Below are 14,187 nucleotides of genomic sequence, written 5' to 3' on the forward strand. Positions count from 1 at the left end.
TCGGTCCGTCAGGGCCCGAGAATCCTTGAAAGGTAGCGGGCCACCGCACGGACGGCGGCCATGGAGGTGGGATAGTCCATCCGGGTGGGACCCAGCACGCCCACCTTGGCGGTGGCATCGGGCCCGTACCCCGTCGCGACCACCGATGCCTCCGCGAGCCCGTCATACGGGTTCTCCCGGCCGATGCTCACCGTCACGCCGCGCGGGTCCGCCGCCATATCGCTGAGCAGGCGGAGCATGACCACCTGCTCCTCGAGGGCTTCCAGCACCGGGCCGATACTCAGCGGGAAGTCCACGGTGGACCGGGCCAGATTGGCGGTCCCGGCCATGACCATCCGCTCCTCGCGGCTGCTGATGGCAAGGGCTTCCAGCCCGCGGGCCAGCGCCTGGGCTGCGCTGCGCCGGACAGGCGGACAGCCGGCGATGACGGCGAGCAGCGACTGCGGGAGCAGGTTCAACGGGGTGCCAGAGAGGCTGCCCAGGAACCGGGTCCGCAGCTCCGCGAGGGCCTCGTCGCCGACGTCCTGCCCGACGTCGATCACGCGCTGCTCCACCTTGCCGGTATCAGCGATCAGGACCGCCAGCACCTTACGGGGCGCGAGCAGGACGAATTCGATGTGCCGGATCCTGGCCCGGCTGAGGTGGGGGTACTGCACGACGGCGACCTGGTTGGTCAGCTGGGCAAGGAGCCGCACCGTCCGGTCCAGGACGTCGTCGAGGTCCTGGGATCCCTCCAGCAGCGCCTGGATGGCTCGCCGTTCGGCCTGGGAGAGCGGCTTGACGGCGGAAATCTGATCCACGAAGAGCCGGTATCCCTTATCTGTGGGGATCCGTCCGGCGCTGGTGTGCGGGGCCGTGATGAGGCCCTCATCCTCAAGTGCCGCCATGTCATTGCGGATCGTGGCGCTGGACACGCCCAGGTGGTGCCTGTCCACGAGCGCTTTGGATCCGACGGGTTCACGCGAGTGGACATAGTCCTCGACGATGGCGCGCAGCACTTCGAGTTTGCGCGGTTCACTCACACTGCACCTCCAATCGACGGTCCTGCATTCGCTGCCGGCCCGGGCAGCGGGCCCGGCCGTTCGTTTCCAGCCGGGCCCGAGCGGCCCGCGGCTAGCACTCGACATGCCTTAGTGCTAACAAGTCTAATATGAGTCGCCGCGTTGTTAGCATTGAATTCGCTCCAGGCGTTGTTCCCGGGGCTCGTGTTTTCGGGCACACCCCGCCCTATCATTCCAAGCGCAAAGCAGTGTGTAACAGATGTCGTACCAGAACTGGGGCCCCCAGGACCTGTCCGCCCCCGCCAAGACCCGTTTGCCCGAGGTACCGGTGGAACGCGGCATGGTGCTCGAGGACGTGCAGTCCGGCTGGGTCGGCGCCGTCACGCGGGTGGAGAAGTCCGGCGGGATGCATGTTGTGGCGCTGGAGGACCGCCGGGGCAGGTCGCGGTCCTTCCGGCTCGGCTTCGGCTTCCTGTTGGAAGGCCGGCCGATCCGGCTGACGCCGCCGGCGCCGCGGCCCGCCCCGGTACCGGCGGGAGGCACGCGCACGGCGTCCGGTTCGGTCCGGGTGGGGGGCCAGCGGGCCCAAGTCGCCAAAGCCAGCCGGATCTGGGTGGAAGGAAAACACGACGCCGAACTCGTCGAGAAGGTCTGGGGCGACGATCTCCGGGTGGAGGGCATCGTCGTCGAGCCACTGCACGGCATTGACGACCTCGCGGGCGCGGTGGCGGCATTCCGGCCCGGTCCCGGCCGCCGTCTCGGCGTGCTCGTGGACCACCTCGTGCCTGAGTCCAAGGAATCACGGATTGCCGACGCCGTAATGGCCTCGCCCGGGGCCAAGGGCAATGTCCTGATCGTCGGCCACCCCTATGTGGACGTCTGGCAGGCCATCCGGCCCGCAGTGCTGGGCATCGAGCAGTGGCCCGTGATCCCCCGCGGCGTGGATTGGAAGACCGGCATCCTGACGGCATTCGGCTGGCCGCACAGCACCAAGGAGGATGTCGGCCTGGGCTGGCAGAGGCTCCTCGGCGCCGTCCGCAGCTACGCCGATCTGGAAGCGTCCCTGCTGGGCCGGGTCGAAGAGGTCATCGACTTCCTCACCGTGCCCTGACATTTCTCACCGCGCGATCGCGGCCGGGCAGCACCGTTCGCGGACCCTGATCTTCGTTTGGCCGTCCGAGCACGTATTCTTGGTACGTCGGCTGCGCTTCTACCGCGGCCTGCGAACTTCCAGGCTCCAAGGCATCACCGCAATCCGAAGGACGAACCCGTGGCAGATAACGCACGCGAACAGCCGGGCACCCAGGCCGGCCATGGCCAACCCCCTTATCAAGGCGTTCCCGCAAATGCGCTGCCGCTGACGGCAAATGAGGACCGGCAGTGGGCCACCCTGGCGCACTTTGGCGGCATTTTGGGCTGCGTTCCGTCGCTGCTGGTCTACCTGATTTTCAAGGACCGCGGCCCGTTCACGGCGCAGGAGTCGAAGGAGGCGCTCAACTTCACGCTGCCCCCGACGATCGCCGCGGTGATCGCCAATCTCCTGGTTTTCGTGCCGGTGGTGGGCAATGTCTTCGCCGTGCTCGCCACGGTCATCTGGATTGCTGTGACGTGCTTCTCGGTAGCGGCCGGCATCCACGTCAACCGGGGCCAGCCGCACCGTTACGAGTTCAACCTTCGCTGGATCAAGTAGTCCCCACCCGCACCCTAACCTCGCAAGCCCGGCCAGGGAACCCTGCGGGCGTGGGCCCACGTTTGACGGCCTCAGTCGGGCAGGAGGCGGCGCACCACGGCGTCGGCGAGCAGCCGTCCCTTCAGCGTCAGCACCAGGCGGCCCTTGAAGGCGGCGGCCGGGTCCACGAGGCCGTCGGCGATGAGTCCGGCGACGGCGTGGCGACCTGTGTCCCCCAGCCCGCCAGGGCCGGAGATCTCCAGCCCTGGGTTCAGCCGGGCCCCGAGCATGACGCGCTCCACGTTCCGGGTCGCGGAATCAAGCGTCTCCCGCCCCGCGGCGGGCGAGAGTCCGGAACCCAGCCGGTTTGCGTAGGCGGTGGGGTGTTTGACGTTCCACCAGCGCACGCCACCCACATGTGAGTGCGCCCCCGGACCAATCCCCCACCAGTCATCCCCCCGCCAGTAGGCGAGGTTGTGGCGGCAGGCCTGCTCCGGGGTGCGGGACCAGTTGCTGACCTCGTACCAGGCAAGCCCGGCGGCGGAAATGAGTTCGTCGGCCAGTTCGTACTTGGCGGCGTGGTCGTCGTCGTCGATTCCCGGAACTTCGCCGCGGCGGATCTGGGCGGCGAGCTTGGTGCCGTCCTCGACGATCAGCGCGTAAGCGCTGATGTGGTCCGGGCCGTAGGACAGTGCCGTTTCCACCGAGTAGCGCCAGTCCTCGGCCGACTCCCCCGGAGTGCCGTAAATCAGGTCCAGGCTCACGGCGAGGCCGGCGTCGCGGGCCCACTGCACCGCCCGGGGCACTCGGCTGGGTGTGTGGGTGCGGTCCAGGATCTTCAGCACGTGCGGGACCGCCGACTGCATGCCGAAGGAGACGCGGGTGAAGCCGGCGGCGGCGAGCAGCTTCAGGGATTCGGGCGTGACGGAGTCCGGGTTCGCTTCGGTGCTGACCTCGGCGCCGGGCGCCAGGCCCCACGCCGCGATCGCGGCGGCGAGGATGTGGGCGAGGTCCGCCGCGGGCAGCAGCGTGGGCGTCCCGCCGCCGAAGAAGACCGTGCTGAGCGGGCGCGGCGGCAGGCCGCTGCTCTTCAGGGCCTCCGCCGCGAAGTCGACTTCCGCGACGGCGGTGCCGGAGTAGGCGTCCTGGGATGCCCCGCCGCCGAGCTCCGTGGCGGTATAGGTATTGAAGTCGCAGTAGCCGCAGCGGACGGCACAGAACGGGATGTGCACGTAGAGCCCGAAAGCCCGGGCCGCGGCGCCCTCCAGCGCCTGCGCCGGCAGGAGCCCGTCCGACGGCGCCGGGTCACCCAGCGGAAGTGCGCTAGGCATTGCCCGGGCCGGCCTGCGTTGCGGCAGCAGTCATAGCAGGCACCGCTACTTCTTGGCCTTGTCCTTGGACTCGTCCGTGGTGAGTGCGGCGATGAATGCTTCCTGCGGTACCTCGACGCGGCCCACCATCTTCATGCGCTTCTTGCCTTCCTTCTGCTTTTCCAGCAGTTTGCGCTTCCGGGTGATGTCACCGCCGTAGCACTTGGCGAGCACGTCCTTGCGGATGGCGCGGATGCTTTCGCGGGCAATGATCCGGGAGCCGATGGCAGCCTGGATGGGTACCTCGAACTGCTGCCGCGGAATTAGTTCGCGCAGTTTGCCCGTCATCATCACGCCGTAGGCATAGGCCTTGTCCCGGTGGGTGATCGCGGAAAAAGCGTCCACCTGCTCGCCCTGGAGCATAATATCCACCTTGACCAGATCGGCCGCCTGCTCGCCGTCGGCTTTCCAGTCCAGGGACCCGTAGCCGCGGGTCTTGGATTTGAGGATGTCAAAGAAATCAAAGACGATTTCGGCCAGCGGCAGACGGTACCTGATTTCCACCCGGTCCTCGGAAAGATAGTCCATGCCGCCCATTACACCGCGCCGGCTCTGGCACAGTTCCATGATGGCGCCGACGAATTCGTTCGGCGCGAGGATGGTGGCGGAAACCATCGGCTCGCGGACTTCGGCGATCTTACCGCTGGGGTACTCGCTGGGGTTCGTGACGTGGACGACTTTCTTATCCTCCAGCGTCACCTCGTATTCCACGTTGGGGGCCGTGGAGATCAGGTCCAGGTTGTATTCCCGTTCGAGCCGCTCCCGGGTGATTTCCAGGTGCAGCAGGCCCAGGAAACCCACCCGGAAGCCGAATCCCAGCGCGGCGGACGTCTCGGGCTCGTACACCAGCGCGGCATCGTTGAGCATCAGCTTCTCCAGCGCATCGCGGAGCACCGGATAGTCCGTGCCGTCCAGGGGATACAGGCCGGAGAAGACCATCGGCTTGGCGTCCGCGTAGCCGGGGAGTGATTCGGTGGCAGGCTTGGCCAGATTGGTGACGGTGTCACCCACCTTGGACAGGCGCACGTCCTTCACCCCGGTGATGAGGTAGCCCACTTCGCCGACGCCGAGGCCCTTGGACGGGGTGGGCTCCGGGGAGCTGACCCCGATTTCGAGGAGTTCGTGGGTGGCACGGGTGGACATCATCTGGATGCGTTCGCGGGGATGCAGCATGCCGTCAACCACCCGGACGTAGGTGACCACACCGCGGTACGTGTCGTAGACCGAGTCGAAGATCATGGCGCGTGCGGGGGCGTTGGGGTCACCCACCGGGGCGGGCAGGTCACGGACGATCTTGTCCAGCAGCACCTCGACACCCATGCCGGTCTTGCCGGAGACGCGGAGCACGTCGTCGGGGTCGCCGCCGATCAGGTTGGCCAGTTCCGCCGCGTACTTCTCGGGCTGGGCGGCCGGGAGGTCGATCTTGTTCAGGACCGGGATGATGGTGAGGTTGTTTTCCATCGCCAGGTAGAGGTTGGCGAGGGTCTGGGCTTCGATGCCCTGGGCCGCGTCCACCAGGAGCACCGCGCCTTCGCAGGCCGCGAGTGATCGCGAGACCTCGTAGGTGAAGTCCACGTGGCCGGGGGTGTCGATCATGTTCAGCGCATAGCCGATGCCGTCAAGTTCCCACGGCATCCGGACAGCCTGGGACTTGATGGTGATGCCGCGTTCGCGCTCAATGTCCATGCGGTCCAGGTACTGGGCCTTCATGTCACGGGACTGGACCACGCCGGTGAACTGGAGCATCCGGTCGGCCAGTGTGGACTTCCCGTGATCAATGTGCGCAATGATGCAGAAGTTCCGGATGATGGCCGGATCCGTTGCCGCGGGCACCGGGGCGGTGCGGGCCATGGGAGACACGCAGGGTCCTTACTGTTGGCATTTCCGCGGCTTCGCGCGGATTGATGTTTCGCCATCCAGCAACGTGCCGCATTTCTCGTTCCTATAGTCTCCCACGTCCGGGCCGCCCGGAGCGCACGACCGCCGGCACGACGGGACAGCCGCAGTCGCGGCAGCTGCCTCCCGCCGGCCACGGCGTCCCGCGGGTGCTGCCGGTAGTGTTTCCCCATGGCCTTCAACGTCCGCTCGATCGGCAACGCGTTCCGTACAACACTGCGCCTCCTGGGCCGGCTCTCCGGTGGCCCGGCACCCGGCAGCGCCGGTGGTGCGGCGGCTAAGCCCCGGCCCACATCAACGAGGTCCGGCACGAAGCCCCGCTCCGGCCGGCCGGCTGTGGCGGTGCGCGGACGGCCCGGCGCCGGCGCCGGCGTCGGCGTCGGCGTCGGGATGACCGGAAGCTACCCCGGAGACTTCCGCGGAACGGCGGCAGACCTCTACGCCCCCTCCCCCAACGGACGGCCCGAACCGGGTGAGGTCGTCTGGACCTGGGTGCCCTATGAAGAGGACTACTCCCGGGGCAAAGACCGCCCGGTGCTGCTGGTGGGCCATAGCGGCAAATACTTGCTGGGCCTCATGCTCACGAGCAGGGACCACGACGGCGACGACCGCCGGGCAGATGAGTACGTCGACATCGGAACCGGCCCCTGGGACCGGCAACGGCGTCCCAGCGAAGCGAAGCTGGATCGTATCCTGCAGATCAACCCCCAGGATGTCCGGCGTGAAGGGGCCATCCTTGACGCCGGCCGCTTCCGCCTCATCGCGGCGGCGCTGCGGTCCCGTCACGGGTGGTCGTAGCCTCAGGCGGCAGCCCTGGCAGAGCCACTGGCAGGGCCACTGCGGATGCCCGGAAACTCGTCACGGCACCGGCGTCTCTGCTATCATCAATAGCTGTGTGTCCGTGCAGGTCGACGGCCACATATGGTTGGTCGCCATAGGTATCCCCACGCCGCTCAGTCAATGGCCAATCTGAAAGCCCTCTAGACCATTTTCCGCATTGAAAAAGAGAGTTCACACGTGGCTAATATTAAGTCCCAGAAGAAGCGTATCCTCACCAACGAGAAGGCTCGCCTGCGCAACAACGCAGCCAAGTCGGAGCTGAAGACGGCCATCCGCGCCGTCAACACCGCCGTTGAGTCTGCCGACAAGGATGCTGCGGCTGTTGCACTGGTTTCTGCCGGCCGCAAGCTGGACAAGGCTGTCAGCAAGGGTGTTCTTCACAAGAACAACGCAGCAAACCGCAAGTCCGCGATCTCCAAGAAGGTCAACGCGCTGTAAGGTTTCCAGTTCAACTGAACTGATGATTGTGGCCGGCACCCCAGGGTGCCGGCCACTTCCAGTTAAACGGGCAGGAAACTGCGGCCCGGCGCGAGGCGAAGGCCCCGCTCAGCGGCGGGCAGACGCCGCAATCACTGTCACTGCGTGCTCCACGGCGTAGACCGGATCCCGGGAGAGTCCCTTGACCTGTGCGTCGGCCTCGGCGGTCACCTGGATGGAGCGGACCAGCCCCTCCGGGGTCCAGCGCCGGACCTCACGCTGCGCCTGTTCCACGAGCCACGGCTGCATGCCCAGCTGCTTGGCGATCTGGGCGGAGGAGCCCTGTGCCCCGGCGACCTTCGCCAGGGAGCGCAGCTTCGATGCCAGCGCCGCCACCAGCGGGACGGGGTCAGCGCCGGTGGCAAGGGCGTGCCGGAGCGTAGAGAGCGCGAGCGGGGCGTTGCCGGCCATCGCGGCGTCCGCAACCTTGAAGGCGGTGGCTTCCACGCGCCCTCCGTAGTAACGGTCAACCATCGCGGCGTCGACCCCGGTGGCGGCATCGGAGATCAGCTGGCTGCAGGCGGCGGCCAGCTCCGCCAGGTGGGCGCCGACGGCGTTGACCAGGGCGTGTACGGCATCGGGATCGATGCGTCGGGCGGCGGCCCTGAACTCGGAGGTGACGAAGGCGACCTTGTCGGCGTCCTTCTTCAGGGGCTGGCAGTCCACCACCGGCCAGCCACCGGCCTTGATCGCGTCCAGCAGTTTCTTGCCGCGCACACCGCCGCTGTGGCGGAGCACCAGGACAGCGTCCGGCTCGGGCTGTTCGAGATACCTCAGTCCGTCGGCAAGAAAGGCGTCGTTCATCGATTCGAGGCCCTCGACCTCGATGAGCTTCTGCTCACCGAAGAGCGACGGACTGACATTCATGGCCAGCGAACCCGGCTCGTAGCTGCCGGCGTTGAGCCGGATCACCTCGACATCGGGCGCTGCCGCGCGGGCCTGCGCACGGATGCGGTCCATGGCGCGGGAACCGAGGTAGTCCTCCGGACCGCCCACCAGCACCACCGGCGCCGGTGTCACATCACGCCAGGTGGCGGTCTTCGACGCCGAAGTCCTGGTGCGTTGGGTCTGGGCAGCAGCCACTCTCGTTTCCTCCCGGAAGATCTTTTGCAGACTCTAAGCGTGCCACGGCCTGAGCGGTCCACCAAGCCGCGCCGGCGCCGTTCCGGCCCGCTGTGCCGGCGTGCGCCAGGGGGCCAGGTGTGCTCAAGCCAGTCGACGGTCTTCGTGTGCGCACGCACCGCCAGACGTACCGCCGCGGCCGGGTGGAACGCCAGCCAGGCAGCAGCCAGCACAACGCCGGAGAGCAGTGCCATCGTGGCGGCGCCATATCCCCCTTCCGGCCAGGGCAGGACGGCGCCGGGGAGTGCCGCGAAGAATCTGGCCACCGCGCCCACACCACCGGCGAAAACCGCCGCTATTCCCAACGGGACTGCCGCGGCCGCTGGTAACAGAGCCACGAGCGGCACGGCGGCGGTGCCCAGCAGGGTAACCGGTGCGACGAGGGCGGCCGCCACCACGTTCGCGGGCAGCGCGTAGCTGGAGAACTGGGGCTGCAGCAGCACAATCACCGGCCCGCAGAAAGTTTGCGCCGCTAGCGGAACCGCCAGTCCCGCCGCCGCCCAGCGCGGCACGGCCGCCGGGAACCACGTCATGATGGGCCTGCCGGCCACCACGATGCCCAGGGTGGCCAGCACGGAGAGCAGAAATCCGAAACTCGTGGACAGCGCCGGCTCGGCAAGCAGCAGCCCGATGACCGCAAGGCACAGAAAACTGAGTCCACGTCCGGTTCGTCCGCCGGCCAGGGCCATGAGGCCGACCGCGCCCATCACGGCCGCACGCAGGACGCTGGCGTCCGGACCGACCATCAGCACGAACATTCCCAGCCCCGCAAGGCAGACGGCGGCAGCAGCGGTGCGCTTGAGCCGGAGGCTGCGGGCGGCGAACAGCATGCTACCAAGAATGATGCTGCAGTTCGCCCCGCTGACGGCGGTCAGGTGGGTCATTCCGACCGTCTTCATGGCGGCATCCAGCTGCGGATCCAGCGCGCTGGTATCCCCGGTCACCATTCCCGGCAGGAGGCCGCGGGCATCGCCGTCGAGCCGGCCGGCCGCAGCGGTGAAACCGGTCCGCAGTCCGCCGGGACCCCGCTGCAAGGGGCCGGGCGCCCGCGCTGTTCGCGGCACTGAGCTCGCTGAGAGAATGGCCGCTTCGGCCTCTCCAGACTCAGGCGGCTTGAGCTTGCCCGTCGTCCGGATGCGCTGGCCCGGCGTCGTGTGTTCCCAGTCGGCGCCGCCCATCACCAGCAGCTTTGCCCCGGCCAGGATCCGGCGGCCACCGAAATCCAGCGTCAGCAGCGTGGCAGGAACCGCCCACCGGTCGGCGAGCCCGGAGCTTCCCGGCGCCCTCAGCCGCCGCGGTATGCCTACTACCTCCAGTTCGGCCACGACGGCGGCCCGCGCGGCGACGGCCCCGGCGACAGCACCGTCGTGGCGCTGGGACGAGGCGACAGCCCCGTGAGCGCCTGCAGCGGCAGATAGCAGTAGCGCCACGGCAAGCGTCGCGAGCGCACTGCGCCGCTTCGGATGCTCACGGGGCTTTGCCCGTGCCCCAGCTGCGGCCCGTGCGGACACCCTGAGCAGGAGCAGGGCCGAGCATGCCAGCAGGACGAGGCAAAGGCCCGCCAAAGCGGCGGGTTCCAGCCAGCTTCCGGCAACGGCAGCCCCCCAGACCAGCAAGGCGGAGGGCACCAGCCGGACGTCGGTCCGGCGACGGGTTGCCTCCCGTCCCGGGGTGGGGGCAATTGGGAAGATGGTTTCCTGGAGGTGTTCCCGGAGCCCCTCAAATCGGCCGGGTGCGGTGTAACGGTGCCCGTCTGCGGTGCGGACGGGCAGGGATACGCCGCCTGCCGTATCGGCGGGACCGACGGACGGCGGCTGGCGCGTGACTGCGGCGTCAACGTAGCGCTGCCAGGGACTGCGCGGTTTCGTCATGGCTGTGTCATCTCCGCTGCTTCCGCTCAGACCCGGACCAGTGGTAGCAGCGCCGCCATCAGTTTCGGGCCCACCCCGTCCACGGCATCAAGCTCCTCGACCGTCTGGAACGTGCCGTGTTCCCTGCGCCAGTCCACGATGCGCTGGGCAAGCACGGGTCCGACCCGCGGGAGGGTGCCTAGCTCCTCGACGCCGGCCGTATTTAGATTGACCTTGCCGCCGCCCGAACCAGTGCCCCCGGCTCCGGACTTGCCGGTTCGGGTGCTCCCAGTTCCGGGTTCTCCCGCCCCCGCGGCATCCGGGGGAGGCTCGTCGTCGCCGGGTTCGCCTTGCTCCGGAACGAGAATCCGTTGTCCGTCCTCAAGTACAGCGGCGAGGTTGAGCCGGCCCGGATCCGCCGACGCCGTACTCGCCCGCGGCTGCGATGGCCTCGTGGAGCCGGCTTCCCTCCGGCATCTCCAACACGCCCGGTTTCGCCACGGCTCCCGCCACGTGGACGAAGATGCTTTTCGCCGTCGCCTCTGTGGCGGCTCCCGTAGGCGAAGACAGGGCGTCGGCGTCAGGTCCGGTCGGTTGGACGCCTGCTGCGGAAACCTCGCTGAGCGGCACCACCTCGGGCGCTCCTGCGGCCACCTGCCACCAGAACCAGCCGCCCAGCACCAGCGCAACGGCCCCCAGCAGGACCGCAGCCCTCAATCCGGTCCGGTGCCGCAGCCTCGCCGCTGCGGGCCACCGCCCGCTCTCCGCCGTTTCAGGGCCGCCGGTAACTGTCAGCTCCAGCAGCCCGGCCGTGCGCCCGGCGTCGACCCCCGCTCCGAGTGTCGCGGACAGCCGATGCCGGGCGGTCCCACACGTTGCGGCGGATTCGGGCCCCGGCGTCCGGTGTGACACGTTCCGGCATGACATGGGAACCACAGTAGAAGCTCTCCGGCCGGGCGCCCATCCCGAGCCGGGGCTATGTGGAAAAGGGCTAGGCCAGAACGCTGGGCCTTCGGCGCGGGTTCGCCGGCCAGGAGCTGGCCGGAAACCGCGGACGGTCACGGACCCTGGGCTGACCGGTGCCCTGCTGGCCCTGGTCGAGCCGGAATAACGCGCGGACCTGATGTCGTCGTTGCGGTGCACGCCGAAGTGCACACGCGCGCTGGCCCGGGAACTGAGCGAGTCTGGGCACCCCCAAGAACGGCAGACAGCGGCTCGACGACCGACCGTAACAGACTGATTTGTTGGCAGCTGGGCTCTTCAACTAACACGGCTGATGTGACTGCCCACGGCGCCCACCTGCGGCGATGCTGGCGACAATGCGCCTTTGTCCGAGTGTTCACGCACCCGACGTTGAGGCGCAACGTCGGGCCAGCCAAGGTGGAGCCATGACACGGCAGAACATGCACACCGCCCACGCGCTGGCCTGCGACTCCTGCGGACAACTGCCCCATCCTGCAAAGTTTCGGCTTACGCTTGCCAACGTCGCAGCCATGCTGCCCATAGAACTCGTGGTGCACGCCGCTGTGATCAACACGGACATGCCCTACTTACTGAAGGTGCTGGTCCTGACTTTGACTGCCACCATCCTGGTGATCTGGGTGGCCGAGCCCTCGGCCCGGCTCGCATTGCGGGGCTGGCTGCACGCACCCGCCCTTCGAAACCGGAGGCGGCTGCACGAGTCGGCGGCGCTTTGGCGCGTCCGGACCCTGATCGACGACAATCCCGAAGGGCGGGAAAAACTGATCGAGGGCGTCTCCCTCGTCGAAGCCGACATCCTCGGGTGCCGGCTCCACCAAGTCGCCGACGGGGTGCTGGCCGAACTGGTCGTGGCCGCGCCGGACCATGTCACCCATGCGGACCTGCTCGCCGCGGCCCGGGACGGCGGTGGACGAGATGTTCGGGTGTGGTCAGCAACAGCCCTGACAGTCGCGGACGGCCAGACGAGGGCCCTGGCCCTGGCCCTGAGGGTCGCGGAAGACCCGGCCGAACTTCAACTCGCGGTCGCCGAGCTGCTAGAAGCCGAACCAGTCATAAATCCCGCGCACCCCTCCGGCGACTGCACCGGGCCCACGGACGGTGCCCCGGCCCGTGATGGGACGCTGCTGAAGATACCATCACCTTGGCAGGGACTCCTTGAATTCTCCCGCCCACGGACGCCGTTCACCCCAGCCGAATCCGCCCGAGCGCATCGACTAGCCGAACTTGCCGAACTCACGGAACTGACGCACAGACGATTTCATGCCTCTGCCGCCGAAAAAAGGACTTGCCGTCGTCCCAAGAGCGGTCGATCTTCGCGCGGCCATCCCACGCGTCGTCAGCAACACCATCATCGATCGGGATGAACGACGGCGGAGGCTCACCGCGTGCCGAGCCGGTCTGCATTGTTGCTCATACGTTCGAGGACGCTTCCAGCCATGGCATACTCATCGCTCCGATGCCGGCCGTGAGCTCAAGGCGGGTAGCTTCCACCAGCCAGGACGCCTCGGAATGCAGTGCGGAGCCGGCATCAGTCAGGGTGAGGCGACCGTCCAGCAGGAACACGAGCTTCCGTCGAACCAGCCCGGCCATGTCCCGCTCCAGCGCGTCACCGCCGTCGGCTGCGCTGAAAGGGCGCAGGATATCCGCCACTGCCGCGGGCGTGACGGGGCCCGAACTCAAAGCACTCATGACCTGCCACTGCCGCCTGCTCAACCGGAGGCGGGCGAGCGTGGCATCGAGCTGCGTCTCCAGCGACTCATCCAGCCGCTTAACCCAGTATCCAATAGGCCTGTTCACCGTGCCATGGTCGCAGGAGCCTGCCGCCTGGGCAAGGTCAGCTGGGGCTTAAGGCACAGCCCCTGAAAGCCATCCCGGCACACCATGAAGCATGCCCGGGATTGAGAAGTTGGAAGTGGATTGCTGCCTGGCGGGAATGGGAGATCGAACTGCTCGACGGGCATCGGAGGCTACTGGATGCCGCCGGTGCGGTGTTCGCCTTAATGGGCCACCAGCCTGCCGGGCTCCCCTCCAAACTGGCACGCGCCCTTGGCTCCCGTTATCCGGCTGATGGCCCCGCAAGACCCCGACCGCGACGTAAGGGCCGGGCCTCAGCAGTGCTTCTTTCATACATGCACGAGCAGATCGAGGCCGTCAGGACGCATGACTCGGGGTTCCAGAAGGAGCCCCGGACGCGGTACACCAGCTCCGGGTGGCCGCACGCCGGATGCGGTCCGTGCTGGCCAGCTTTGGCAGGCTAACTGACTAGTGGACCGAAGAGCTTCTGCGGGAAGAACTTCAATGGCTCGCCGCGACCGTGGGCACGGCGCGGGATATTGAGGTCATACGGACCCACTTGAATGAGTTGATCAGCACCGAACCCCAGGATCTGATCATGGGCCAGTGAAACAATACATCCAGGACCAGCTCGGGGTCATCTATGAGGCGGCCCTCGCGGACGGCCTGGCTGCTATGGAAAGCGAGAGGTACTTCCGCCTTCTTGATGCTCCTGATGGCTTCCTCGCTGCCCCTCCCCCGGCCGGACCGGCGCACAAGAAGGCCCCGGAGACGGTAGGCCGACTCGTCGAGGCAGAACGGCAGCGCGTGGAAAGCGCGGTGAAGAGCCTCGACCACGGGCCGGAAGAGTCTGCCAACGCGGCGCTGCACGAGATCCGGAAGAGCGCAAAACGTCTCCGCTACGCTGCGGAAGCAGCCGTCCCGATATTCGGAAAGAAGGCCGCCAGGCTTGCCCGCACTGCCGAAGACATCCAAACATTCTTGGGCGACCATCAGGACAGCGTCATCATCAGAGAAAGGCTACGGTCACTCGCCACCCAGTCCCCGGAGGGCACCGCAGAGACCGCATTCACCTACGGCCGCCTCCACGCGCTGGAACAACAACGCGGCGCCGAGGCCCGCACCCGGTTCTTCCGGGCATGGCGCGAATCGCCGCCCGAGCCTCTTCACTGGAAATAGTCACTGAC

General features: G+C 67.6%; 13 protein-coding genes and 2 pseudogenes. 7 read left to right on the forward strand and 8 right to left on the reverse strand.

Features of this window, described 5'->3' with window-relative positions:
- Positions 1-8: 8 nt before the first annotated feature.
- Complete coding sequence (hrcA, locus tag AC50X6_RS09725; RefSeq protein WP_494966024.1) at positions 9-1,022, reverse strand: heat-inducible transcriptional repressor HrcA; 1,014 nt, start codon at positions 1,020-1,022, stop codon at positions 9-11.
- Between the two features lie 238 nt (positions 1,023-1,260).
- Here hrcA and AC50X6_RS09730 point away from each other — a divergent pair, with 238 nt between their 5' ends.
- Together AC50X6_RS09730 and AC50X6_RS09735 are read left to right on the forward strand one after the other, a co-directional pair.
- Entirely contained in the window at positions 1,261-2,112 is an 852-nt protein-coding gene (locus tag AC50X6_RS09730; RefSeq protein ID WP_494966025.1) for a DUF3097 domain-containing protein, read from the forward strand.
- 159 nt (positions 2,113-2,271) lie between these two features.
- Positions 2,272-2,691, forward strand: a complete 420-nt coding sequence (locus AC50X6_RS09735) for a DUF4870 domain-containing protein (protein WP_326966077.1) — start codon at positions 2,272-2,274, stop codon at positions 2,689-2,691.
- A gap of 71 nt (positions 2,692-2,762) precedes the next feature.
- Here the strand turns inward: AC50X6_RS09735 and hemW are convergent, their stop codons facing one another.
- Together hemW and lepA are read right to left on the reverse strand one after the other, a co-directional pair.
- Entirely contained in the window at positions 2,763-4,001 is a 1,239-nt protein-coding gene (gene hemW, locus AC50X6_RS09740) for a radical SAM family heme chaperone HemW (protein ID WP_494966026.1), read from the reverse strand.
- A gap of 45 nt (positions 4,002-4,046) precedes the next feature.
- Complete coding sequence (lepA, locus tag AC50X6_RS09745; RefSeq protein ID WP_494966027.1) at positions 4,047-5,900, reverse strand: translation elongation factor 4; 1,854 nt, start codon at positions 5,898-5,900, stop codon at positions 4,047-4,049.
- Between the two features lie 207 nt (positions 5,901-6,107).
- On the opposite strand from lepA, the gene AC50X6_RS09750 reads away from it, so the two are divergent.
- The gene (locus AC50X6_RS09750) at positions 6,108-6,734 is read left to right on the forward strand and encodes a type II toxin-antitoxin system PemK/MazF family toxin (protein ID WP_494966028.1); all 627 of its coding nucleotides are present in this window, start codon (positions 6,108-6,110) and stop codon (positions 6,732-6,734) included.
- 219 nt (positions 6,735-6,953) lie between these two features.
- A complete protein-coding gene (gene rpsT, locus AC50X6_RS09755; protein WP_494966029.1) occupies positions 6,954-7,214 on the forward strand; it encodes a 30S ribosomal protein S20 in 261 nt (86 codons plus the stop codon).
- Between the two features lie 108 nt (positions 7,215-7,322).
- Here rpsT and holA read toward each other — a convergent pair whose 3' ends face one another.
- Genes holA through AC50X6_RS09775 form a run of 4 tightly spaced genes read right to left on the reverse strand, consistent with a single transcriptional unit; the run spans position 7,323 to position 11,152 of the window.
- Positions 7,323-8,336 carry a DNA polymerase III subunit delta gene (gene holA, locus AC50X6_RS09760; RefSeq protein ID WP_494966030.1) on the reverse strand — a complete coding sequence of 338 codons (1,014 nt, stop codon included), beginning with the start codon at positions 8,334-8,336 and terminating at the stop codon, positions 7,323-7,325.
- Entirely contained in the window at positions 8,270-10,246 is a 1,977-nt protein-coding gene (locus AC50X6_RS09765; protein WP_494966031.1) for a ComEC/Rec2 family competence protein, read from the reverse strand. Before AC50X6_RS09765 ends, holA begins: the two co-directional genes overlap by 67 nt.
- A gap of 26 nt (positions 10,247-10,272) precedes the next feature.
- Positions 10,273-10,593, reverse strand: coding sequence for a ComEA family DNA-binding protein (locus AC50X6_RS09770; protein ID WP_494966139.1), 321 nt, complete (start codon positions 10,591-10,593; stop codon positions 10,273-10,275).
- Between the two features lie 13 nt (positions 10,594-10,606).
- A complete protein-coding gene (locus AC50X6_RS09775; RefSeq protein ID WP_494966032.1) occupies positions 10,607-11,152 on the reverse strand; it encodes an SLBB domain-containing protein in 546 nt (181 codons plus the stop codon).
- A gap of 461 nt (positions 11,153-11,613) precedes the next feature.
- Between AC50X6_RS09775 and AC50X6_RS09780 the strand changes: the two genes are divergently transcribed.
- Complete coding sequence (locus AC50X6_RS09780) at positions 11,614-12,570, forward strand: amino acid-binding protein (protein WP_494966033.1); 957 nt, start codon at positions 11,614-11,616, stop codon at positions 12,568-12,570.
- 46 nt (positions 12,571-12,616) lie between these two features.
- On the opposite strand, the gene AC50X6_RS09785 is transcribed toward AC50X6_RS09780, so the two are convergent.
- Positions 12,617-13,003, reverse strand: a complete 387-nt coding sequence (locus AC50X6_RS09785; protein WP_494966034.1) for a winged helix DNA-binding protein — start codon at positions 13,001-13,003, stop codon at positions 12,617-12,619.
- Positions 13,004-13,394: 391 nt separating this feature from the next.
- Between AC50X6_RS09785 and AC50X6_RS09790 the strand changes: the two are divergent.
- Together AC50X6_RS09790 and AC50X6_RS09795 are read left to right on the forward strand one after the other, a co-directional pair.
- A pseudogene (locus AC50X6_RS09790) lies at positions 13,395-13,610 on the forward strand (CHAD domain-containing protein); the annotation flags it as partial.
- Positions 13,595-14,179, forward strand: a pseudogene (locus AC50X6_RS09795) (CHAD domain-containing protein); the annotation flags it as partial. The pseudogenes AC50X6_RS09790 and AC50X6_RS09795, both read left to right, overlap by 16 nt.
- Between the last annotated feature and the right edge of the window lie 8 nt (positions 14,180-14,187).

Source organism: Pseudarthrobacter sp. HLT1-7, assembly GCF_059383435.1.